The 21,728-nt window shown below is 71.8% G+C and carries 19 protein-coding genes; 10 read left to right on the top strand and 9 right to left on the bottom strand.

Going from position 1 to position 21,728, the window contains the following annotated elements; all coding sequences use genetic code 11:
- The first annotated feature begins 84 nt into the window (after positions 1–84).
- Positions 85–420, top strand: a complete 336-nt coding sequence (gene rpsU / locus ABIC30_RS10615; RefSeq protein WP_012322424.1) for a 30S ribosomal protein S21 — start codon at positions 85–87, stop codon at positions 418–420.
- Between the two features lie 310 nt (positions 421–730).
- Here rpsU and ABIC30_RS10620 read toward each other — a convergent pair whose 3' ends face one another.
- Positions 731–1,123, bottom strand: a complete 393-nt coding sequence (locus ABIC30_RS10620; RefSeq protein ID WP_026604893.1) for a response regulator — start codon at positions 1,121–1,123, stop codon at positions 731–733.
- Between the two features lie 320 nt (positions 1,124–1,443).
- Between ABIC30_RS10620 and ABIC30_RS10625 the strand changes: the two genes are divergently transcribed.
- Both ABIC30_RS10625 and ABIC30_RS10630 read left to right on the top strand, forming a co-directional pair.
- A complete protein-coding gene (locus ABIC30_RS10625) occupies positions 1,444–2,229 on the top strand; it encodes a class II glutamine amidotransferase (protein WP_056531902.1) in 786 nt (261 codons plus the stop codon).
- Positions 2,230–2,330: 101 nt separating this feature from the next.
- A complete protein-coding gene (locus ABIC30_RS10630) occupies positions 2,331–3,764 on the top strand; it encodes an NAD-dependent succinate-semialdehyde dehydrogenase (RefSeq protein ID WP_354454887.1) in 1,434 nt (477 codons plus the stop codon).
- A 39-nt stretch (positions 3,765–3,803) separates the two neighbouring features.
- Here ABIC30_RS10630 and ABIC30_RS10635 read toward each other — a convergent pair whose 3' ends face one another.
- Positions 3,804–4,010: a SlyX family protein gene (locus ABIC30_RS10635; protein ID WP_020092944.1), complete on the bottom strand. Its 207-nt coding sequence runs from the start codon at positions 4,008–4,010 to the stop codon at positions 3,804–3,806.
- Positions 4,011–4,382: 372 nt separating this feature from the next.
- Here ABIC30_RS10635 and ABIC30_RS10640 point away from each other — a divergent pair, with 372 nt between their 5' ends.
- On the top strand, positions 4,383–5,858 hold the full coding sequence (locus ABIC30_RS10640) for a methyl-accepting chemotaxis protein (protein ID WP_020092945.1): 1,476 nt from the start codon (positions 4,383–4,385) through the stop codon (positions 5,856–5,858).
- 17 nt (positions 5,859–5,875) lie between these two features.
- On the opposite strand, the gene ABIC30_RS10645 is transcribed toward ABIC30_RS10640, so the two are convergent.
- The 3 genes from ABIC30_RS10645 to ABIC30_RS10655 form a co-directional block, all read right to left on the bottom strand.
- Positions 5,876–7,030, bottom strand: a complete 1,155-nt coding sequence (locus tag ABIC30_RS10645; protein WP_234082149.1) for a GGDEF domain-containing protein — start codon at positions 7,028–7,030, stop codon at positions 5,876–5,878.
- A 295-nt stretch (positions 7,031–7,325) separates the two neighbouring features.
- A complete protein-coding gene (locus ABIC30_RS10650; RefSeq protein WP_020092947.1) occupies positions 7,326–11,396 on the bottom strand; it encodes a Pls/PosA family non-ribosomal peptide synthetase in 4,071 nt (1,356 codons plus the stop codon).
- A gap of 111 nt (positions 11,397–11,507) precedes the next feature.
- Positions 11,508–12,095, bottom strand: coding sequence for a histidine phosphatase family protein (locus ABIC30_RS10655; RefSeq protein ID WP_020092948.1), 588 nt, complete (start codon positions 12,093–12,095; stop codon positions 11,508–11,510).
- Between the two features lie 96 nt (positions 12,096–12,191).
- Between ABIC30_RS10655 and ABIC30_RS10660 the strand changes: the two genes are divergently transcribed.
- Complete coding sequence (locus ABIC30_RS10660; RefSeq protein ID WP_020092949.1) at positions 12,192–13,184, top strand: polyphosphate kinase 2 family protein; 993 nt, start codon at positions 12,192–12,194, stop codon at positions 13,182–13,184.
- 16 nt (positions 13,185–13,200) lie between these two features.
- Entirely contained in the window at positions 13,201–14,355 is a 1,155-nt protein-coding gene (locus tag ABIC30_RS10665) for an AAA family ATPase (RefSeq protein ID WP_020092950.1), read from the top strand.
- Between the two features lie 55 nt (positions 14,356–14,410).
- On the opposite strand, the gene fabI is transcribed toward ABIC30_RS10665, so the two are convergent.
- Together fabI and ABIC30_RS10675 are read right to left on the bottom strand one after the other, a co-directional pair.
- A complete protein-coding gene (gene fabI, locus ABIC30_RS10670; RefSeq protein ID WP_354454891.1) occupies positions 14,411–15,235 on the bottom strand; it encodes an enoyl-ACP reductase FabI in 825 nt (274 codons plus the stop codon).
- Positions 15,236–15,362: 127 nt separating this feature from the next.
- Positions 15,363–16,283, bottom strand: a complete 921-nt coding sequence (locus ABIC30_RS10675) for a DnaJ C-terminal domain-containing protein (RefSeq protein WP_354454893.1) — start codon at positions 16,281–16,283, stop codon at positions 15,363–15,365.
- A gap of 231 nt (positions 16,284–16,514) precedes the next feature.
- Between ABIC30_RS10675 and ABIC30_RS10680 the strand changes: the two genes are divergently transcribed.
- From ABIC30_RS10680 to ABIC30_RS10695, 4 genes are read left to right on the top strand one after another with little or no spacing between them, the layout of a single operon-like run.
- Positions 16,515–16,898 carry a VOC family protein gene (locus ABIC30_RS10680; protein WP_020092953.1) on the top strand — a complete coding sequence of 128 codons (384 nt, stop codon included), beginning with the start codon at positions 16,515–16,517 and terminating at the stop codon, positions 16,896–16,898.
- Positions 16,898–17,962 carry an iron ABC transporter substrate-binding protein gene (locus ABIC30_RS10685; RefSeq protein WP_020092954.1) on the top strand — a complete coding sequence of 355 codons (1,065 nt, stop codon included), beginning with the start codon at positions 16,898–16,900 and terminating at the stop codon, positions 17,960–17,962. The genes ABIC30_RS10680 and ABIC30_RS10685 overlap by 1 nt, the downstream gene beginning before the upstream one ends.
- Positions 17,959–19,011 carry a FecCD family ABC transporter permease gene (locus tag ABIC30_RS10690; protein ID WP_020092955.1) on the top strand — a complete coding sequence of 351 codons (1,053 nt, stop codon included), beginning with the start codon at positions 17,959–17,961 and terminating at the stop codon, positions 19,009–19,011. Before ABIC30_RS10685 ends, ABIC30_RS10690 begins: the two co-directional genes overlap by 4 nt.
- Complete coding sequence (locus tag ABIC30_RS10695) at positions 19,011–19,784, top strand: ABC transporter ATP-binding protein (protein WP_020092956.1); 774 nt, start codon at positions 19,011–19,013, stop codon at positions 19,782–19,784. The genes ABIC30_RS10690 and ABIC30_RS10695 overlap by 1 nt, the downstream gene beginning before the upstream one ends.
- A 28-nt stretch (positions 19,785–19,812) precedes the next feature.
- Here ABIC30_RS10695 and ABIC30_RS10700 read toward each other — a convergent pair whose 3' ends face one another.
- Positions 19,813–20,586: a Crp/Fnr family transcriptional regulator gene (locus ABIC30_RS10700; RefSeq protein WP_020092957.1), complete on the bottom strand. Its 774-nt coding sequence runs from the start codon at positions 20,584–20,586 to the stop codon at positions 19,813–19,815.
- Between the two features lie 134 nt (positions 20,587–20,720).
- On the bottom strand, positions 20,721–21,605 hold the full coding sequence (locus tag ABIC30_RS10705; protein WP_020092958.1) for a glycoside hydrolase family 25 protein: 885 nt from the start codon (positions 21,603–21,605) through the stop codon (positions 20,721–20,723).
- Between the last annotated feature and the right edge of the window lie 123 nt (positions 21,606–21,728).

Genomic DNA, 21,728 nt, shown 5'->3' on the forward strand with positions numbered 1-21,728 from the left:
AAACCGGGCGAGGGACGTTGCCGGTTTCCAGATCGGCGGCGGGCCGCGTGAACCCAGAACTTCAGGTCCAGAGGATCAAGTCCGTTGCAGGTACTCGTTCGCGACAACAACGTCGATCAAGCGCTCCGCGTCCTCAAGAAGAAGATGCAGCGCGAGGGCATCTTCCGCGAGATGAAGCAGCGCAAGGCTTATGAGAAGCCGTCCGTGCGCAAGGCTCGCGAGAAGGCCGAGGCCGTCCGCCGCGCCCGCAAGCAGGCCCGCAAGACCGCGATCCGCGAGGGCCTGATCGCCGCGCCGAAGCCGAAGCCCCGCTTCCCCGCCGGCGGCCGTCGTCCCGGCTTCCCGTCGCCGTCCGCCGCGCAGGGCCAGGGCGGCAACGCCGCCGGTCAGACCCCGGTCAGCCCGGCTCCCGCCGCCTGAGCGACACTACGTCAGTCATGAGAGAGCCCGGCCTGCGCGCGCAGGCCGGGCTTTTTCTTTGCGTCGCGTCCGGATGAAGGCGCCCGGGCACGCGAGCCGCACGTGGCGCGGGTCCCCTTTCCACCCGAGTCGAGCTTGCCCCGAGTCGGGCTTCTCGGGACGGATCTCGGGCAGGCCCGAGATCCGTCGGGAGAGGAGGAAGGTCGCGCCTGTAGCGCCGAGCCGGGGCTCGGCGCTCGCGATGACGTGAAGAGCTTCGAGCGCCGGGCGCTCAGGCCGCCAGCTCAGGCCGCCAGCTCAGGCCGCCAGCTCAGGCCGCCTTGGCGGCCATGGTGGCGTGCTCGGCCTGGACCAGCACGTCGAGGGCCCGCCAGGGCTTCTGCATGTAGACTGCCTGATCGGGGAGCCGCGCGTCCCGGCTCGCGCCCGAGGTGACGACCACGCGCACGTCCGGCCACCGCCGCTTGACCGCCTGCGCCAGCGACACGCCGTCCATGGCGCCCGGCAGGCGCACGTCCGCGAAGAGCAGCGCCACGGTCACGTCGGACCGCTCCAGCACCGAGAGGGCCGCCTCGGCGCTCTCGCAGGCGATCACGCCGAGATCGGTCTCCTCGAGCACCGCCGTCGCGAGATCGCGCACAGCCGCATCGTCCTCCACGACGAGCGCCACGGGGGCGGAACTATCGGGCGTTGCGCGATCCATCAAAGTCTCCTGCTGCCGGTGCCTTGCCCCGCGTCGGGTGGCCGCCTGTACGGCGAGCTTCTGATTCCCCGATTCGGCCATGCTGACCCTTCATGAGGCGGCTCACAAGAGTCGCGTCGCTCCGGAGGCGAATGCCTGCCCTGCGGACAGGCGGCACCATTTTCATGCGGAACGCACGAAAATGGCGCAGTTTCCGGGCGGTTAAGAAACTGTTCACCGGAGTGGACCGACTGTTAACGTCCTGCGGCGGAACGTCTCCACCCGCGCGGGGCGTTTCGCGGGATCGAACGCGGCCTAGAGCTGAAGGATCATCGTCCGACATGTGCCGTTTCCTCGCCTACAGCGGTGAGCCGGTCTTCCTCTCCGACCTCGTCTGCGCGCCGACCCACTCGCTGGTGCACCAGTCGCTGCACGCCGACGAGGGGAAGACCGAGACCAACGGCGACGGTTTCGGCATCGGCTGGTACGCCGAGCGGCCCGAGCCGGGTGTCTACCGCGACATCTCCCCGGCGTGGTCGGACGAGAACCTCGTGAACCTCTGCGGGCAGGTGCGGGCGCGGACGTTCTTCGCGCACGTGCGCGCCTCGACCGGGACGGCCACCGCCCGGGCCAACTGCCACCCCTTCGTGTTCGGCCGCCACCTGTTCATGCATAACGGCCAGATCGGCGGCTACCACCGGATCAAGCGGCGCCTCGAGGCGCTGATCCCGGATTCCTACTACGACCATCGCCGCGGCAGCACCGACTCGGAGGCGATCTTCCTCCTGGCGCTCGCCAACGGCCTCGAGGCGGACCCCGTCGGTGCGATGGCGCGGACGCTGAAGACCGTCCGCGAGTTGATGGAGTCGGCGAATGTCTGCGAGCCGCTGCGCTTCACCGCGCTGCTCACGGACGGCGAGACGCTGACCGCCTATCGCTGGGCCTGCGACGGCCGGCCGCCGAGCCTGTACTACCGCGAGGGGCCGGGCGGCATCGTGGTGGTGTCGGAGCCGATCGACGGCTGCCGCGAGGGCTGGCGGGTGGTTCCGAAGGGCGCGACCCTGCGCGCCCGCCACGGGAGCGCGACCCTCGTCGAGGCGCCGGAGCCCGCGCGCGCCGCCGCCTGAATACAGACGGCCCCAGCCATGCCGCCGCGGGGATTGCCGGGGCGCGCCACATCGCCACATTCCGCCTGCGGCCGATGGTGCGGCCGAGCGGGAATTGACCGATGTATCCGGATACCGAGCTTCACATCGCCGGGCGCTGGCGCGCGGGTGCCGACCGGGACACCCTGGGCGTCCTGAACCCCGCCACGGGCGAGACGATCGGCCAGTGCGCGGTCGCCACCACGGCGGATCTCGACGAGGCCCTGGCGGCCGCCGCCCGCGCCTTCCCGACCTGGCGCAAAGTCGCGCCCTTCGAGCGCGCCAAGGTGATGCGCAAGGCGGCCGACCTGCTGCGCGCCCGGGTCGACGAGATCGCCCGGATCATGACGCTGGAGCAGGGCAAGCCGCTCGCCGAGTCGCGGGGCGAGACCCTGGCGGCGGCCGACATCATCGACTGGTTCGCCGAGGAGGGTAAGCGCGCCTACGGCCGCGTCATCCCGGGCCGCGCCGACGGCGTGCTGCAGGCGGTGGTCCGCGAGGCGGTCGGGCCGGTGGCCTGCTTCACGCCCTGGAACTTCCCGATCAATCAGGCGGTCCGCAAGATCTCGGCAGCGCTCTGCACCGGCTGCACGGTGATCCTGAAGGGCCCAGAGGACACACCGGCGAGCTGCGCCGCCCTGGTCCGCGCTTTCCTGGATGCGGGCATCCCGGGCGACGCGCTCTCGCTGGTCTACGGCGATCCCGAGGCCATCTCGGCCTACCTGATCCCGCACCCGGTCATCCGGAAGATCTCGTTCACCGGCTCGACCGTGGTCGGCAAGAAGCTCGCGGCGCTCGCGGGCGAGCACATGAAGCGCGCCACGATGGAACTCGGCGGCCACGCCCCCGCGATCGTGTTCGGCGACGCCGACGTGGAGAAGGCGGTGGCCGTCCTGGCTCCCTCGAAGTTTCGCAATGCCGGCCAGGTCTGCGTCTCGCCGACCCGCTTCCTCGTGCACGATTCGGTCTTCGATCGCTTCGTCGAGGGCTTCACCACCTTCGCCAAGTCGGTGAAGGTCGGCGACGGGCTCGATCCCGAGACCAAGATGGGACCGCTAGTCCACGGGCGGCGCCTCGACGCCGTCACGGCGCTGGCAGCGGACGCCGAGTCGAGCGGCGCGACGCTGCGCGCCGGCGGCAAGCGCATCGGCAACCAGGGCAACTTCTTCGAGCCGACGGTCTTCACCGAGGTGCCGCTGACCGCCCGGATCATGAACGAGGAGCCCTTCGGCCCCCTGGCGATGATCAACCGGTTCTCCGACGACGAGGAGGCGCTCACCGAGGCCAACCGCCTGCCGTACGGGCTCGCGGCCTACGCCTACACCCGCTCCGCCGAGCGCGCGGCGCGGGTGTCGAACGCGGTCGAGAGCGGCATGATCTCGATCAACCACCATGGCCTCGCCCTGCCCGAGACGCCGTTCGGCGGCGTCAAGGATTCGGGCTACGGCAGCGAGGGCGGCCCGGAGGCCCTCGACGCCTACTTGGTCACCAAGTTCGTCACGCAGGCGAATTTCTGACGCACCGGCCGGCGCGCCGCGGCGCGCCGGCCCCTCCCCTCAGTAATGCGGCGGCGGCGGTTCCGGCCCGCGCGGCGCCGCGCGGGCGGCCGCCTCCTCCACCTGCTCCCGCAGCGCGTCGAGCTGCCGGACGAGCCGGTCGATCACCCGCCACTGCTCGGTCACGGTCCGGTTCAGATCCTCGATCGTCGCATCCTGCTCGGTCAGGCGCATCTCCAGGCGATCGATCCGTGTCGCCTCGTCCATGTCGGGTCTCCAGGCAGTGCCGTGTCGCGAGCTGTCCCCGCCCCGATCGTCTCGGACCGCCGGCGCTCGACGCTCCTCCTAACGCAGGCCGCGCGCCGAACAACCCGACGGACCGCCTCCAGCCATGACCAGTCGAGAACGTCCATCAGTCGATGCATAGGCTCGAAGACCGATAATGGCGCAAAAGTGATTTATATCTCGGTTATCTTTGTCGTTTGTATAAATGCATTTTGCGACGATCGACTGCGCTCCTACAACTTTCTCGAACTCTCATTGAGCCCGTTTCATGACGAGAGCACGCCATTGACGGATTTTTAAGCGCGTCTCCTCATGATCGTCCGCACTTTACAGATCAGGCGGGCACGGGCTCCGATGGCGATGTTTGGTTCACGCGACGATGCCCTCCTCGCGGCGATCGACCGGACGATGGCGCGGGTGGAATTCGACCTCGACGGCACCGTCACCGACGCGAACGCCGTGTTCCTCGACCTCGTCGGCTACACGCTCGACGAAGTCCGGGGCCAGCATCACAGAATGTTCGTGCCTGAGGCCGACAGGTCCGGTCCGAACTACAGCGCCTTCTGGGACCGGTTGCGCGCCGGTCAGCACGAGGCGCGTGCCTTTCCGCGGGTGACGAAAGCCGGCCACACCGTGTGGATCCAGGGCTCCTACAACCCGATCCTCGACCGCCGCGGCAAGCCCACCAAGGTGGTCAAGCTCGCCACCGACATCACCGCGGAACGCGCCCGCAACGCGCTCCACGCCGGTCAGGTCGAAGCGCTCAACCGTTCGCAGGCGGTGATCTGCTTCGCCCTCGACGGGACGATCACGGACGCGAACAGCAACTTCCTGTCCACGATGGGCTACACGCTGGAGGAGATCCGCGGGCGGCATCACCGCATGTTCATGGCGCCGGCGGAGGCGGCCAGCCCGGACTACACGGCGTTCTGGGCCGCGCTCGGCAACGGCCAGTACCAGGCGGGCGAGTTCCGGCGGATCGGGAAGGACGGCCGCACCGTCTGGATCTTCGGCGCCTACAACCCGATCCTCGACGCCGACGGCAAGCCCTGCGCGGTGGTGAAGTTCGCTACCGACGTGACCCGGCAGGTCGAAGACCGCCAGCGCCGGGCCGAGGGGCAGCGCGCGATCGACGCCGACATCGCGGCGATCCGCGATTCGATGAGCCGGGTGGTCCGGCAGGCGGACGAGACCGCGGAGGCCTCGAGCCGGACAAGCCGCAACGTCGATGCGGTCGCTGCGGGTTCGGAGGAGTTCGCCGCCTCGATCGAGGAACTCAGCCGTCACGCGATGCAGGCGAAATCCTCCGTCGATCTGGTCGTTTCCCGCGCCGAGGAGGCGGGGGCGATCGTCGTGGGGCTGACCGGCGCCGCGGACCGGATCGGGGCGGCGGTGAGCCTGATCCGGTCCATCGCCGACCAGACGAACCTGCTGGCGCTGAACGCCACGATCGAGGCCGCCCGGGCCGGAGCGGCCGGCAAGGGTTTCGCGGTCGTCGCCGCCGAGGTGAAGGCGCTCGCCGAGCAGACCGCCAAGGCCACCGGCGAGATCGGAACCCAGATCGCCGCCGTGCAGGCCGAGACCTCCCGAGCCGTCTCGGCGATCGACGGGATCGGCGCCACGATCGAGCAGCTCAGCGCGATCTCGCTCAGCGTCTCGTCGGCCGTGACCGAGCAGGCCGCGGTGACCCGCGACATGACGGAGAACATGCAGTCGGCGGCGCAGGGCGTCGCGGCGATCCATACCGCCATGGCGGAGATCGCCTCCTCGGCGAGCGTCGTGGACGCCTCGGTGCGCAAGGTCTCGGAGGCGGCGCGCGCCCTCGCGTGAGCCGGCCCGGCAGGGCCTCAGGCCGCGCGAGTGGCGACCGGATCGGCCACGGAGATCCGGTCCCGTCCGCCATTCTTGGCGGCGTAGAGCGCGGCGTCGGCCCGCTGCATCAGCAGGTCGAACGCGATGCCGGGGCGCGCCTGCGCGATCCCGATACTGACGCTGACGCGCAGGGCCGGAAGCTCGGGAACCGCGAGTTGCGCGAAGGTCTGGCGGAGCTCCTCGGCTCGGGCCAGAGCCTCGGCGGGCGAGACGTCCGGCAGGAGGCACGCGAACTCCTCACCGCCGAGGCGGCCCAGCAGGGCCTCCCGCGGCAGCAGGGTCGACGCCATGGTGCAGAAGCCGATGAGCACCGCGTCGCCGACCCCGTGGCCGAAGCGGTCGTTGACGGCCTTGAACCGGTCGAGGTCGAACAGCAGCAGGGCGGCGTCGCCGTGCCGCGCCATCGCGTCCGCGGCGGCCCCGGCGAAGGCCCGGCGGTTGCGCACGCCCGTCAGCGCGTCGGTGGAGGCGGCGATGCGCTGCTCCCGCTCCGCCCGCTCCTTGACCAGCGCCATGAAGGTGAAGGCCGAGGCGATCGAGAACATCAGGGTGACGAAGCACAGGATCGCCACCCAGTGCGACGCGAGCGGGCTGAGACCCGGCTGCGGGGGCGCCACCAGCGTCGCGGGGATCCGCACGATGTAGAAGCTGCCGTGCAGTCCCAGGATGGTGGCGGCGGCGATCCGGGAGGCGAGCCGCTCGGCGCGACCGCGCCAGATCTCCGCGGCCGCGGCGCAGCAATAGAGCGCCGCGGTCCCCGAAGCGTAGATGATGCGGGCCTCGATCGACGCGTAGAAGGTCGGGATCAGGCACAGGACGCACCAGCCGAGGGCGCCGGCCATGGCGATGCCCACCCGCGGCTCCCGAAGCTCGAAGGAGCGGACGCCGCTCCAGATGAGGCCGTAGGCGGCGAGCACCACGGCGTTGGCCAAGCCCACCGAGATCAGGTCGGGGATCTGGTTGCGCAGCGCGAGGCCGGCCGATCCGGCCGCGCCCACGAGATGCGCCGCGCCCCAGTAGGCGAGCACCCGGGATTCGGGCGCCTGCCGCCACGAGGCCATGAAGAGCGTGCCGACCAGGAAGGTCGTCGCCGCGCTGACGACCAGCAGGGTGGCGGGATCGAGTTGCACGGACGCCTGTCTATCCTCGACCCGGACGTTAGCCGCCCCCGCCCCCGTGTCGCACTATGGCCGAGCAACGATACGCGCCGGCAGAGTATATCGCTCTATCTTGCCGGAAGCCACTGTAAGCTAGATTAGAACGGCCAACCGGGACGAGGGTGCTAGTACACCGGCATATTCGTCCCGGAGCTTGCCGGGTCTCCCGTGCTGAGTGCCGCAGGGTCGCCGACTCTGACCTCGGCGCGGGCCCGCCCCCGCACGGCCCCGGAACGCCGGGGCCGGAACGCGCGGTGCGGCCCGCCCGTCAGGCGCGGTGGATCACCGGGACCGCGGGCGCGCCCTCCCACTCGGTGTTGGCGGGGATCGACTCGCCCTTCATGACGATGGTGAGCGGGCGCAGCCGGGCGAAATCGCCCACCTTGGTGTCGTAGAGCACGGTCGAGAACGCACCCACCGAGACGCCGCGCCCGACGACGACGCGGCCGATCTTCATGATCCGGTCCTCGTAGAGGTGCGTCTGCAGTGCCGAGACGCGGTTGATCGTGGCGTAGTCGCCGATGGTGACGCAGTCGAACTCGGTGATGTCGGTGGTGAGCATGCAGACGCCCTTGCCGACCTTCACGCCGAACAGCCGGAGCACCCAGGGCAGGAAGGGCGTGCCCTGGAGGTGCTCGAGCAGCACCTTGCCGGCGAGCCCCCAGTAGGCCACCGCGATCGCCTCGGTGCGCATCGCCCACCACGACCACATCGGCTGCATGCCGGGCTTGTAGACGCCCATCAGCAGCCACTTCATCGCGATGACCGCCGAGGACTGGATCAGCGCGATGGCGACGCTCGCACCGACGAAGCTGTAAGCCAGACCCCACCAGTCCTGCTCCAGGATGGCCGGGTAGAAGTACCAGTCGATCGCCGTGATCGCGAGGGTAATGTAGAGCATCGGCGAGAACGAGGTCGCGAAGGCCTCGAAGACGCCGCGCCGGATCTTCGGCCACGCGCCGGGCTCGTAGGTCTGGGCGGTCGAGCCGAGATCGACCTTCTGGCGGGCCGGCAGCCGGATCGGCGGCGAGCCGAACCACGTCTCGCCGGGGCTCATCGCGGCGTTCTCGGGCGGCTTCGACTTGATGCCGATGAGAACGTCGTCGGGGATGACGGCGCCGGGCGGCACAACGGCGTCGTTGCCGACGAAGACCCGGGCGCCGGTGCGCACCGGCTCCAGGTGCATCCAGCCGCGCCGGATCTCCTCCTCGCCGTACACCACCTCGTCGGCGATGAAGTTCTTCGCGCCGACCTCGGCGAGGTCGTAGCGGCCCGCGAGGTTGGTCGAGATCTCGGCGCCGTGGCCCATATTGGCGCCCATCAGCCGGTACCAGGCCCGCATGTAGACGGTCGCGAACAGCGACGAGAGCGTCTCCAGGGTGACCTCGACGGCGAGCGCCAGCGACCATTTCCGCAGGTAGAACAGCGAGTGGACCGAGTAGGTGCCGGAGCGGGTCCGCGGCAGCACCACCCAGCGGATGCCGGCGATCAGCAGCACCGTGCCGGCGGTCATCAGCATGGCGGTCGGCCAGGTGAGGATCGGCAGGTACCAGTGGTAGTCGATGTCGGTGATGTCGGAGAGCGAGTCCGAGATCTGGTCGAAGATGAAGAAGGCCGGGAAGATCGGCAGCAGACCCACCGCGGGGATCGCGCCGAGCAGCACCACGTAGGCCGCCATGAACGCCGCGCGGCGCGCGAAGGAGGCCTCGGCGGGGGCGGGCAGCTCCGTGGGGTCGGCCATCCCGACCTTGCGGCCGGGCGAGCCGTCCCACCGCTCGGCCGCGCCCACCCGCGAGCCCGTGGGGATCGTGGTGAGGTCGGCGATCTCCGCCTGCGGCCCGATCACCGCGTCGTGGCTGATCACGCAGGAGGTGCCCACCGCCGCGTCCGCGCCGATCTCGACCCTGCCGATGACCAGCTCGTTGCCGACGATCTCCGCGTTGGCGATGACGAGGCGGCCGCCCAGGGACGCGCCGTCCCCGATGGTCAGGAGGTCGGCCGCGCCGATCTCGATGTCGGAGATGAGCGTGTCGCGTCCGACCTTCGCACCCATCAGCCGGAGGTAGACGGCGATCGCGGGCGAGCCCTGGAGCCACTTCACGTGGACGAGGGGCGCCAGCCGCTGCGCGAGCCACCAGCGATAATAGTAGGTGCCCCAGAGCGGGTACCGGCCCGGCTTGGTCCGGCCGAGGATCAGCCACTTGCCGGCGACCGCCGCGACCGCGGTCACGCCGTTGATCGCCACGTAGACGAGGAGCAGTACGCCGAGTTCGGCGAAGAAGCTCAGGCCTCCGCCGGTGAGCAGCAGGTAGGTCACGAACATGCCGAGCCACTGCGCGGTGGCCAGCGCGATCACGAAGGGCAGCGCGACCAGCTGCCCGAGGCCGCACAGCGCCCGGCGCAGCAGCGGCGGCGGCGCGAAGCTCAGGTCGCGGGTCGCGGCCCCGGCGCCCATGCCGCCCGTCCGGGCGATGAGCGCGTCGGCCATCGCCCGCACGGTGCGCAGGGCGTAGACGTCCGGCAGCGTGATCCCGGCCAGCGGCGGGTTCTCGCGCACCGCCGAGACGAAGCGCGCGGCGAGCAGCGAATGGCCGCCGAGATCGGCGAAGAAGTCGCCCTCGAGGGCGATCGGCTGGTTGCCGAAGATCTGCTTGGCGGCGGCGACCAGGGCCGCCTCGGTCTCGTTGGCGGGCGTCTCCTGCTCGCCGTCGGCGGCGACCACCGTGAGCGGGGCGACCTTGAGCGCCTTGCGGTCGACCTTGCCGGACGTGAGCCGAGGCAAAGTCTCGGCCACCTCGAAATGGCCGGGCACCATGTAGGGCGGCATCTGCCCGGCGAGGGTCCGGCGGAGGGCGGCGGCGTCGATGGACCGGCCGCGCTCCGGGATCAGGAAGGCGACGAGGCGGTCGACGCCGTCGTCGTTCCGCAGCACGACGGCGGCCTGGTTGACGTCGGGCGCCGCCCGGATCCGGGACTCGATCTCGCCGAGTTCCACGCGGAAGCCGCGGATCTTCACCTGGTCGTCGATCCGGCCGTGGAACACGATCCGGCCGGCGGCGTCGAGGGAGACCGCGTCGCCCGAGCGGTAGAGCACCGGGTCGGTCCCGTCCGACGCGAACGGGTTGGCGATGAACTTCTCCGCCGTCAGCTCGGGACGGGCGAGGTAGCCGCGCGCCACGCCGGGACCGCCGATCAGCAGCTCGCCCTGCTGGTCTCGGCCGAGCAGGGTCAGATCCTCGCCGGCGACGTAGACGGAGTAGTTCGGGATCGGGCCGCCGATGGTCACCGGCTCGCCGGGCCGCATCTCGGCCGCGGTGGCCACCACGGTGGCCTCCGTCGGGCCGTAGGTGTTGAACAGCTGGCGGCCGCCGGTCGCCCAGCGGGCGATCAGCGGCTCGGGCAGCGCCTCGCCGCCGAGCAGGACGAGGCGCACTCGCGGCAGGTCGCCGGAGATCATCGCCAGGAGCGTCGGGACGGTGTCGAGCACCGTGATCCCCTCGGCCTCCAGGATGCCGGGGAGCGATTCCAGGTCGCCCATCATGGCGGGGCTCGCCACGAACAGGGTCGCGCCCACGAGATACGGCACCCAGATCTCCTCCATCGAGAGATCGAAGGCCACCGAGGCGCCCTGGAAGACCACGTCGTCGGCGCGCATCCCGTAGAGGGCGTTCCCGGACCGCAGGAAGTGGCAGATGTTGGCGTGGCTGATGACGATGCCCTTGGGCACGCCGGTCGAGCCCGAGGTGTAGATCAGGTAGGCGGGGTGCTCGGGCGTCAGCCCGGCCGCGCGCGGATCGGGCAGCGGCGCACCGGCGGGCGTCCCGGAGTCGAGATCGGCGGGCGTCAGGGCCGGGGCGACGTCGGGCGCCGCCGCGGCGAGCGCCGGGGAGACCAGCAGCGCCTTCGCGCCCGCGTCGGCGAGGCACACGCCCACCCGGTCCGCCGGCGCCTCGGCGTCGAAGGGCAGCCAGGCCGCGCCCGCCATCGTGATGCCGATCTGCGCCACGAGGAGGTCCGGGCCACGGGCCATCCAGAGGCCGACGATGTCACCCGGCCCGATGCCGCGATGGGCGAGGCCGGCGGCGATCCGGCCGGCCCGGGCGGCGACCTCCGCGTAGGTCAGGTGCGGGTGAACGCCCCCGGCGCCGACGCCGGCGCCGTCGACCAGGCAGGGATGATCGGGCCGGGTCTCGGCCGCGTGCAGGAAGATCTCGGCCAGGACCTCGTCGCGGATGAGGTCGGGCCGGTGGTCGCCGCGCAGGATCGCCGCCGCGGCTCCGAGAGGCGCGGGCTCCCCGGCCGTCGGTCCGGGCCGGGTCTTCTCGGCGACGTCGCTCATCCGCTGCTCCGCTGGCCGCCCGCTCGGGCCGGCGCCTGTCCTGGCCGCCGCCCTATAGCCTGCCGATCATGCCGTTATCGAGGCGGCTTTGCACTGCGCCGGCGCACGGGATCAAGCCCAGCGCCAGCCACCGGGCTCGAGGATCAGGACCTCGCCCTGGCGGATGCCCAGGCGGGGCGCCGCGTAGACGTCGAGGTGGCCGAGGGCGACCAGCGCGGCCCGCGCGACGCCGCCATGGGCGACGATGACCGTGTCCCGCTCCAGCCCCGCGATCATCGGCCCGACGCGCTCGACGAGGCCGGCATAGCTCTCCGCGCCGAGACCGGGCGGGCGGTAGTGCCAGCGGTCTCGGTCGCGGCCGGCGGCCCCGGCCGGGTCGCGGCGGCGGATCTCCGCCCAGGTGGAGCCTTCCCAGCTGCCGAAACCGATCTCCCGCAGGCGCGGGTCGACGCGGTACGCCTCGGGCGGCAGGCCGAGTGCGCCCCGCAGGATCTCCATGGTGCGCCGGGTGCGCTTGAGCGGGCTCGCGACGAAATCGGCCTCTGCCAGGGCCGGCCCCGCCGCGGCGGCGAGGCGCTCCGCCACGGCCGCGGCCTGTGCCTCCCCCTGGGCATTGAGGTCGGTGTCGCGCCCGCCCTGGAGGCGCCCCTCGGCGTTCCAGGCGGTCTGGCCGTGCCGGATGAAGTAGATCGTACCCAACCGTCTCAACCCCGTCCTGCACAGGCGTCCGGAACAGCCTGGACTACCGGCCGTTCTCGCCGGCGGTCGGCAATATCCGGAACTAGGTCCTGCCCCATGTCCAAGAAGCACGGCAAGCATCATCGCGGCCACAAACGCGGTGACGGCATGACAGGTGAGGCCGATCTGCATGGCGCCACCGTGGATCACCGCCCGTCGACGGCCCGCTGGGCCGGCAGCGTCGACAGCGTGGCCGAATCCGTCCCGGCGGCGCTCGGCCGGCACGGGCCGGTACCGATCCGCCCGGCGCCCGGCATCGTGGCGGTCGAACCGGGGGCGCCCTTCGATCTCGGCACGGTCGATCCCGACGACGTCGGCGGTCTCGACAAGGACTGGGCGAAGGACGCCCTCGCCCAGGAGCGGGCGCGCATCGTCGCCCTCCAGGAGCGCCTCTACGCGGAGCGCGCCAGGAGCCTCCTGCTGGTGTTCCAGGCGATCGACACGGGCGGCAAGGACGGCACGATCCGGTCGGTGCTCAAGGGGGTGAACCCCCAGGGCTGCGCGGTGGCCTCGTTCAAGGTGCCCTCGAGCGAGGAGCTCGATCACGACTTCCTGTGGCGCTACCACGCCCGGGTGCCGGGGCGCGGCATGATCGGTGTGTTCAACCGCAGCCACTACGAGGACGTGCTCGTCGTGCGGGTGAAAGGCCTCGTGCCGGATGCGGTCTGGCAGAGCCGCTACGGCCGGATCAACGATTTCGAGCGCCTGCTCACCGAGTCGGGCACGACGGTCGTGAAGTTCTTCCTGCACATCTCCAAGGCGGAGCAGAAGCGGCGCCTGGAGGCCCGGATCGCCGACCCCGAGAAGCACTGGAAGTTCGACCCGGCCGACCTGGTCGAGCGGAAATCCTGGGACGCCTACCAGCAGGCCTTCGCGGACGCCCTCGGCCGCTGCTCGACGCCCGAGGCGCCCTGGCTGGTAGTGCCGGCCAACCACAAGTGGTTCCGCAACTACGTGATTGCCCGGACCGTGGCGGATACGCTGGAGGCCATGGACCCGCGATTCCCCGAGGCCGCCAAAGGCATCGCGGATCTGACGGTCCCCGACTGACGCGGGAGAATCCGGGATGCTGGTGGTTCGAGAGGTCGCGATCTCGGGCTACCGCTCGCTGCGGCGGATCGGCTTCCCGGTCGACGCGCTGTCGGTCTTCGTCGGCGGCAACGGCACCGGCAAGACCAACCTCTACCGGTCTTTGGAGTTGCTGCAGGCCGCCGCCCGGGGCACCCTCACCCGCGACCTCGCCGCCGAGGGCGGCATGGACTCCGCCCTCTGGGCCGGCCGCCGGCGGCAGGGCGAGGCGGCGCGGATCCGCCTGTCGGCCACCCTGCGCCACGACACGATCGGGCAGGAATTCGTCTACGCCGTCGAGATCGGGCTGGTGCAGCAGGTCGGCGGGACGACCTTCGGCGCCGCCTTCCGGAAGGAGCCGCAGGTCAAGGCCGAGCGCCTGACGGTCCGCACCCGCGGCCGCGCGGCCGTGATCCTCGATCGCGACGGGCGGAGCGGCTTCGTCCGGGACGCGGAGGGCCGCAAGCGCACCCTCGGCGGTGACCTGCTGCCGACCGAGACCGCCCTCGGCAGCCTCCTCGACGCCACCGGCCATCCCGAGATCGCCGTGGTCCGCCTCGCCCTGGCGGGGTGGCGCTTCCACCACGATTTCCGGACGGATGCCGAGTCGCCCCTGCGCCGGCCCTGCCTCGCGGTGACGACGCCGACCCTCGCGTCCGACGGCGCGGACCTCGCCGCCGTCTTCGCCACCCTGGCGCATATCCGGGAGGACACGACCGAGATCGACGAGGCCGTCGACGGCGCCTTCCCGGGCGCGGCGCTCGTGCTGCCGGAGCCGGGCCGTCACGCGCGCTTCGGCCTGCGCTTCCCCGACTTCCCGGGCCGGACCTTCGATCCTCCGGAACTGTCGGACGGCACCCTGCGCTACCTCGCCCTGGCCGGCGCGCTGCTCGGCTACCGGCTGCCGCCGTTCATCGCGCTGAACGAGCCCGAAACCAGCCTGCATCCCGATCTCATGGATCCGCTGGCTCGGCTGATCGCGCGGGCCGCGGAGCGCACGCAGGTCTGGCTCGTCACGCACTCGGAGCGGCTGGCGGCCGGCATCGCGGAGCACGGGAAGGTCCGGCCGCGCACCGTCATCAAGCGCGACGGCGAGACCTGGATCGACGGGCTCACGCTCTCGGGGGAGTTCGACGAGGCGGAGGACGCGTGAGCCATGCCGGGCCGCTCACGCCTCAGGTCCGGGCGGCCGCGACGACCGACCCGCCTCAGTCCTTGTCGAGGGTGAGATCCGGCGCCTCGGGATTCTTCATGCCGACAACGTGGTAGCCGGCATCCACGTGGAGGATCTCACCGGTCATGCCGGCCGCCATGTCGGAGACGAGGTAGGACGCGGTCTCCCCCACCTCCCCGATCGTCACGGTCCGGCGCAGGGGCGCGTTGTACTCATTCCACTTCAGGATGTAGCGGAAATCGCCGATCCCGGAGGCCGCGAGGGTCTTGATCGGGCCGGCCGAGATGGCGTTGACCCGGATGTTCTTCGGGCCGAGATCGGCCGCGAGGTAGCGCACCGACGCCTCCAGGGCCGCCTTGGCGACGCCCATCACGTTGTAGTGGGGCATCCACTTCTCGGCGCCGTAATAGGTCAGCGTCACCAGCGAGCCGCCCGGGCGCATGATCTTCTCGGCGCGCTGGGCCACGGCGGTGAACGAGTAGCAGGAGACCAGGAGCGACTTGGTGAAATTGTCCTCGGAGGTCTCGATGTAGCGGCCGGTCAGCTCGTCCTTGTCGGAGAAGGCGACGCAGTGGACGACGAAGTCGATGCCGTCCGGGAAGACCCTGGCGGCCTCCGCGAAGACCGCGTCGATCGTGGCCGCCTCGGTGACGTCGCAGTGCCCGATCACGTGGGCGTCGAGTTCCTTGGCCAGGGGCTCGACACGCTTGCGCAGGGCGTCGCCCTGGTAGGTGAAGGCCAGTTCGGCCCCGTGGGCGCGGGCGCTGCGGGCGATGCCCCAGGCGATCGAGCGGTTGTTGGCGACCCCGAGGACGATGCCCCGCTTGCCCGCCAGAAGGCCCTGCCCGTATTCCGCCATGATCGATCCCGAAGCCGCGCGACCCCTCTCGGGGCCGGGGGGCCTCCTTAGCGGAGGCGGCCCGGCGACGGAAGTCCGGGACGCCGCCGAGCGCCTTCATGCGCGCCCCGGTGGCTACGCCGGCGCGTCAGGCCGCGTTGGCCGCCCGGCGGCCGCGGGCGAATTCGGTCAGTGCCGCGTCCTCGCCCTCCGGCAGGACGATCGCCGTCGTGGCGAACAGGTCGCCGCGGGTGCCGTCCTTCTTCGGAAGCCCCTTGCCGCGCAGGCGGAATGTGCGGCCGGAACTCGTCATCGCCGGGATCTTCATCTCGACGGCGCCGGTGAGCGTCGGCACGCGGATCGTGCCGCCGAGCACGGCATCCTCCAGCGGGACGTCGACGCTGGTGCGCAGGTCGGCCCCCTCGACGGTGAAGCGCGGGTGCTGCCGGATCCGGATGGTGAGGAGGGCGTCGCCCGGCTCGGCCCGGAGGCCGCCGCTCTGGCCGAGGCCGCGCAGTCGGATGGTCTGGCCGTCGACCACGCCGCGGGGAATCACGACGTCGACCTCGCGGCCCGTGGGCAGGGCGAGGCGCAGCTTCTCCTCGCTGGCGACCTGCTCCAGCGTCACCAGCAGTTCCGCGGCGACGTCCTCGCCCCTGGCCGCCTGGCGCTGGCCGCCCGGACCGGCGCCGCCGGCGCGGAAAGCCTCCCCGAAGATGTGCGAGAAGATGTCCTCGCCCATCCCGCCGCCGCCGCCGCGCTGCGCGCGCGCCATGTTCTCGAAATCGAAATTGCCCCCGCGCCCGCCGCCGAAGCCGCCGAACCCCTCGAAGCCGGTCCCGCGCGGCTTGCCCTCGGCGTCGATCTCGCCGCGGTCGAACTGCTTGCGCTTCTCGGAATCGCCCAGGATCTCGTAGGCCGAATTCGCCTCGGCGAACCGGTCCTTGGCCTTGGCGTCGTTCTTGTTGCGATCGGGGTGGAAGTCCTTGGCGAGCTTGCGATAGGCCTTCTTGATCTCGGCCTCGCTCGCCCCCTTGGCCACGCCCAGCACGTCGTAGGGATTGCGCATGGATCTCTTGGCTGTGCGGTTGGCTGTGCGATGTGGGTACGCAACCGGGATGTGGGATGGATGTTGCATCCCTGCAACGGTTCTGGCGGCGAAAGTCTGCGGGTTCGGGCCGAACGTCAAGCGGCCGATCTCGCCGCGGCTCCGCGCCGGCCCTATCGTCGGACACGGCGCGGAACGGCGCCTCCGGGCCGGGGGCCGCGCCCGTCTGGATCACCTGAAACCGGAGAGCCGATGCACTACGCCTGCGACCACCTCCACCTGCGCAGCCGCGACGCCGTCGCGGCCGCCTCCTTCTACGTCGAGACCTTCGGGGCCCGGGAGGTGAAGCGCGTCGGCGCGGACCCGGTGCAGCGCGTCGTGCTCGACCTCGGCGGCCTCGCCGTCTTCATCGAGCAGGCCCCGGACGAGATCGCGCCGGCGACCGCCACGCCCTGCCTCGGGATCGAGCATTTCGGGCTGCGCGTCGCCGACATCGAGGCCGCGATGGCCGATCTCACCGCCCGGGGCGTGCCCGTGCGGACCGGCATCACGGAGCGCGGCCCCGGCCTCCGGATCGCCTTCGTGGAGGGCCCCGACGGGGCGCTGATCGAGATCCTGGAGCGGAAATCCGCCTGATGGCGCCGCGACCCGCGCGCCGCCGCGCCCTCACCGCGGCGCTGATCCTGCTGCTGGCGGCGTCCGGCGGGGCGGCGGCACGCCCGTTCACGGACGCGGCCGGCCGCACGGTCGAACTCTCCGAACGGGTTGGGCGGGTGCTCGCCGCGGGACCGCCGGCCGCGGTGCTCCTCTACACGCTGGCGCCCGACCTCATGGCCGGCTGGGTGAGCGCCCCGCATCCCGAGGCGCTGCCCTTCCTCGCGCCCCGGACCCGGGCCCTCCCCGCCTACGGCCGCCTGACCGGGCGCGGCGGCACGGCGAACGTCGAGGCGGTGCTGACCGCCAAACCGGACCTGATCGTGGATTCGGGCAGCCTCGGGCCGACCTACGCGTCGCTCGCCGACCGGGTCCAGGCGCAGACCGGGATCCCCTACATCCTGCTCGACGGCAGCTTCGCGAAGACCCCGGAGGCGTATCGGCAGCTCGGCGCGGCCCTGGGCCGTCAGTCCGACGCGGACGCCCTGGCGGCGGAGGCCCAGAGCCTCGCCGACACGGTGGACCGCGCCGTCGCGACGGTCCCGGAGGACAAGCGGCCCCGGGTCTACTACGCGCGCGGGCCGCGCGGGCTGGAGACGGGGTTCGCCGGCTCGATCAACACCGAGCTGGTCGAGGCCGCCGGCGGCCGCAACGTCGCGCAGGACGGGGGCGGCCGCCTCGGCAACGTCTCGCCCGAGCAGGTGCTCGCCTGGAACCCCGACGTGATCGTCACCCTCGACCCGGCCTTCGCGGCCGGGCTGCGCGCCGACCCGCTGTGGCGGGACGTCCGGGCCGTGCGGACCGGGCGGGTCTACGTGGCGCCGCTCCAGCCCTTCCCGTGGTTCGACGCCCCGCCGGGGGTCAACCGGCTGATCGGCCTGCGCTGGCTGGCGGCCCGGCTTCATCCGGACCTGTTCCCGCAGCCGATGCCCGAGGTGGTGCGCGCCTTCTACGGCCGCTTCTACCATGTCGACCTCGATTTCGGTCAGGCCGACGCCCTCGTCGGCCCGACGCCGCCTGGCGGCCCCCCGGGCCCGGCGCGGTGAGTCGCGTCCCGGCCGCCGCCGAGACGATCCGGGCGCGCAGCCGCCTCCGCCTGCCCGCGGCGCTGCTGACCGGTCTCGCCCTGCTGGCGCTGACCGCCGTGGCGCTGGCGGTCGGCAAGTACCCGGTCGCGCCCGCCGACCTCGCCGCGATCCTCGGCCACCGCCTGCTCGGGCTGCCCCTCCGGGTTCCGGCGACGGCGGAGACGGTCGTGATGCAGGTGCGCCTGCCCCGGGTGATCGCCGCGCTGGTCGTCGGCGCGGCCCTGTCGGCCGCGGGGGCGACCTACCAGGGCCTGTTCCGCAACCCGCTGGTCTCGCCCGACATCCTCGGCGTCTCGGCCGGCGCCGGGCTCGGCGCCGTCCTGGGGATCTATCTCGGCCTGCCGGTGGCGCCGATCCAGGCCCTGGCCTTCCTGGGCGGGCTCGGCGCCGTCGCGGCGGTGTACGGCGTCGGCCTCGCCGTGCGGCGGCACGACCCGGTCCTGACGCTGGTCCTCGCCGGCGTCGCGGTGGGGGCGGTCCTCGGGGCGGGCATCTCGCTCCTCAAGGTGCTGGCCGATCCCTACAACCAGCTGCCGGCGATCACCTTCTGGCTCCTCGGGAGCCTGTCCTCGGTCACCCTCGGCGACGTCGCCGCCACCCTGCCGATGCTGCTGCTCGGCCTCGTGCCGCTGGTGCTGCTGCGCTGGCGCATGAACCTGATGAGCCTCGGCGACGCGGAGGCGCGGGCCCTCGGCGTGGAGACGCGGGTGCTGCGCCCCGTCCTGATCGCCGGCGCGACCCTGATCACGGCGGCGGCCGTGGCGATGACCGGGGTCATCGGCTGGATCGGGCTGATCGTGCCGCACGTCGCCCGGCTGCTGGTCGGGCCGGATTACCGCCGCCTGCTGCCCGCCTCGCTCGTCCTCGGGGCGGGCTACCTCGTGCTGGTCGACCTGATCGCCCGCAATCTCGGCACCGTCGAGGTGCCCCTCGGCATCCTGACGGCCCTGGTCGGGGCGCCGTTCTTCCTCTGGCTGCTGGCGTCCGGGCGCCGGGGCTTCAGCTGATGCTGCTCCGGGTCCGGGACCTCGCCTTCGGCTACAGCAGCCGGATCGTCGGCCACGACGTGTCGTTCGACCTCGCCGCCGGCGAGGTGCTGTGCCTCGTCGGGCCGAACGGCGGCGGCAAGACCACGCTGTTCCAGACGCTGCTCGGCCTGCTGTCCGCCCGCGCCGGGCGGGTGATCCTCGACGGCACCGACCTGTCGCGCCTGTCGCGGAAAGCCGTCGCCCGCACCATCGCCGCCGTGCCGCAGGCGCACGCGGCGTACTTCCCGTTCACGGTGCGCGAGGTCGTCGTGATGGGCCGGGCGAGCCGGCTCGGCCCGTTCGCCGCCCCCGGGCCGTCGGACGTCGCGGCCGCCGAGCGGGCGCTGGCGGCGCTCGGGATCGGCCATCTCGCCGATCAGGTCTACACCGAGATCAGCGGCGGCGAGCGCCAGCTCGCGCTGATCGCGCGGGCGCTCAGCGGCGAGCCGCGGCTCCTCGTCATGGACGAGCCGACCGCGAGCCTCGATTTCGGCAACCAGGCCCGCGTCCTCGGGCAGGTCCGCCGCCTCGCCGAGGCCGGCATCGCCGTGCTGTTCTCGACGCACGATCCCGGGCACGCCCTGCTCTGCGCCGACCGCCTCATCGCCCTGCACGCGGGCCGCCTCGTCGCCGACGGACCCGCCGCCGCGACGGTCACGCCGGAGCTGCTGCGCCTGATCTACGGGATCGACGTGGTGGTGGCGCCGGTGCCGGGCCTCGCGGCGCCGGTCTGCGTGCCGGTCGTTGCCTGACGTGGTCGACGGATCGCGGGCCGGTCCCTCACCCGGCGCGCGACAGCGTCTCGACCGGCTCGGTCCGGCGGGGCTCCTCGGCCCGGAAAACCGCGCCGAGCACCGCCTCGCACTGCATCCGCACGCGGGCGTGGCACTCGCAGGCGGCGTTCGAGACCGCCCGGCGGTCGAGGATCGTGATGCGCCCGCGGCCGACCCGGATGAGGCCCTGCTCCTGCAGCACCCGCAGGATCCGCGTGAGGTAGGTCCGCTGGACCCCCAGCATGGAGGCCAGGACCTCGTGCGTGATCGGGAGGGTGTCGCCGCCCGTCCGGTCCTGCAGCGACAGCAGCCAGCGCAGGCAGCGCTGCTCGATCGGGTGCAGGGCGTTGCAGGCCGCGATCTGGAACAGCTGAGCCAGGAAGCAGTCGGCGTAGCGCGCGAACAGGTCGCGGAGCGTCGATGACTCGAGCTCGGCCTGCCGGAGCCGCGCCGCGTCGAGGCGCAAAGCCGCGCCGCCGATCTGCGCCAGCCCGCTGACCGCGGGCGGCAGCCGCCCCTCGCCGATGATCCCGCCGATCGCGCCCTCGTGCCCGACGCTCGCGATCTCGGCCGTCCGGCCGTCCCGCGTGGCGACGATCAGCGCCACGACGGTCTGGTCGCGGGGGAAGATGACGTGGCTCGCCGCGGCGCCCGCCGCCAGCGCCGTATCCCCCTTGGCGAAGGTCACCGGCTCCAAGTGGGGGGCGATCAGGGCGCGATCCGAACCCGGCAGCGCGTCGAGGAGCAGGTTGCCGGTGGAGGCGGCAGAGTCGATCGGCATAGGGGACGGAGAGGTGCGGGAGGAGAGTCTCCCGTCAGGATCCTCTCGGGCTCGCCCGCCGGTGCGCGGGCCCGTCAGCCATACCCCGCGCTCTACGTCCTTGAACTAACCTAGGTTTCGCCGACGCCTTTCATCTACTTGTCCGTGCAGAGCCCCTGCTCGGAGAGCCGCTTGTGCTCGCGCGGGTCGCAGTCGGTCGTCAGGAACGAGGCCCATTCGGACGGGGTGCCGTAGAAGGCGTTGCGGTCGACGTCGCCGCGCACGCCCGGAACCCGGCCCGTGGACGTGAACTGCCACAGCATCCACTTGCGGTTGACGAAGCGCTGCTCCGGCTCGGCCGCGGTGGAGCGCAGCCAGTGCGGGTAATCGGGGAGCTCGCCCTCCAGGACGTCCTTGTGGAACGTGATGTCGGTGTAGATGATCGGGCGCTTGCCGGTGTAGCGCTCCATCTCCTCCAGCATCTCGGTGACCATCGCCAGGGCCTGGGCCTTGGGCAGCTTCTTCGGGCAGGTCTGCGAGTGGCCGTTCCACTCGACGTCGAGGACAGGCGGCAGGGCGGTGGGGTCGTTGGGGACGTTCTTCTTGAACCAGTCCATCTGCTCCCGGGCGGAGCGGCACCAGAACACGAAGTGGTAGGCCCCGCGCGGCACGCCGGCCCGGGCCGCGCCGTCCCAGTTGGTCCGGAAGCGCTCGTCGACGTGGTCGCCGCCCTCGGTGGCCTTGATGAAGGCGAACTGGGTGCCGGCGGCGCGGACCGAGGCCCAGTCGACGTTGCCCTGCCACTTCGAGATATCGATGCCCTGGATCGGGTGAAGCTTGGCCTTGGCCACGCCCGGATGGGGCTTGGCGTCGCCCTTCGTCGGATAGAAGTCGTTGTTCGACGCGCAGGCGGCGAGGCCGGCCAGGATCGCGGCGGCGGCGAAGCGCCCGGCGAGACGCCGGGCCGGCTTGAGGCGACTGATCAGGCCCCGAGCGAGATCTTCGATCGGTGACCGCGAAGGCGTGTAGATCCGCGACATCAGTGTTTAGCCCGCCACCGAAGATGCGCCACAGACAGGCGTATTCGATGGCCCTGGCGCGGTTAACGGAGCTTTGCGATCATTGCGGCGGAATTCCGGGACGCGTTGCATCCCCGCGACATA

Source organism: Methylobacterium sp. 1030, assembly GCF_040544715.1.
In the GTDB taxonomy this organism is placed as follows: Bacteria; Pseudomonadota; Alphaproteobacteria; order Rhizobiales; family Beijerinckiaceae; genus Methylobacterium.

Bases quoted from the DNA above. Each gene is read 5' to 3' on its own strand.
- ABIC30_RS10630 (WP_354454887.1), top strand. From the start codon at position 2,331: ATGTATCCGGATACCGAGCTTCACATCGCCGGGCGCTGGCGCGCGGGT.
- ABIC30_RS10705 (WP_020092958.1), bottom strand. From the start codon at position 21,605: ATGTCGCGGATCTACACGCCTTCGCGGTCACCGATCGAAGATCTCGCT.
- ABIC30_RS10635 (WP_020092944.1), bottom strand. From the start codon at position 4,010: ATGGACGAGGCGACACGGATCGATCGCCTGGAGATGCGCCTGACCGAG.
- ABIC30_RS10695 (WP_020092956.1), top strand. From the start codon at position 19,011: ATGCTGCTCCGGGTCCGGGACCTCGCCTTCGGCTACAGCAGCCGGATC.
- ABIC30_RS10680 (WP_020092953.1), top strand. From the start codon at position 16,515: ATGCACTACGCCTGCGACCACCTCCACCTGCGCAGCCGCGACGCCGTC.
- ABIC30_RS10650 (WP_020092947.1), bottom strand. From the start codon at position 11,396: ATGAGCGACGTCGCCGAGAAGACCCGGCCCGGACCGACGGCCGGGGAG.
- ABIC30_RS10675 (WP_354454893.1), bottom strand. From the start codon at position 16,283: ATGCGCAATCCCTACGACGTGCTGGGCGTGGCCAAGGGGGCGAGCGAG.
- fabI (WP_354454891.1), bottom strand. From the start codon at position 15,235: ATGGCGGAATACGGGCAGGGCCTTCTGGCGGGCAAGCGGGGCATCGTC.
- ABIC30_RS10620 (WP_026604893.1), bottom strand. From the start codon at position 1,123: ATGGATCGCGCAACGCCCGATAGTTCCGCCCCCGTGGCGCTCGTCGTG.
- ABIC30_RS10700 (WP_020092957.1), bottom strand. From the start codon at position 20,586: ATGCCGATCGACTCTGCCGCCTCCACCGGCAACCTGCTCCTCGACGCG.
- ABIC30_RS10640 (WP_020092945.1), top strand. From the start codon at position 4,383: ATGGCGATGTTTGGTTCACGCGACGATGCCCTCCTCGCGGCGATCGAC.
- ABIC30_RS10665 (WP_020092950.1), top strand. From the start codon at position 13,201: ATGCTGGTGGTTCGAGAGGTCGCGATCTCGGGCTACCGCTCGCTGCGG.
- ABIC30_RS10625 (WP_056531902.1), top strand. From the start codon at position 1,444: ATGTGCCGTTTCCTCGCCTACAGCGGTGAGCCGGTCTTCCTCTCCGAC.
- ABIC30_RS10660 (WP_020092949.1), top strand. From the start codon at position 12,192: ATGTCCAAGAAGCACGGCAAGCATCATCGCGGCCACAAACGCGGTGAC.
- ABIC30_RS10685 (WP_020092954.1), top strand. From the start codon at position 16,898: ATGGCGCCGCGACCCGCGCGCCGCCGCGCCCTCACCGCGGCGCTGATC.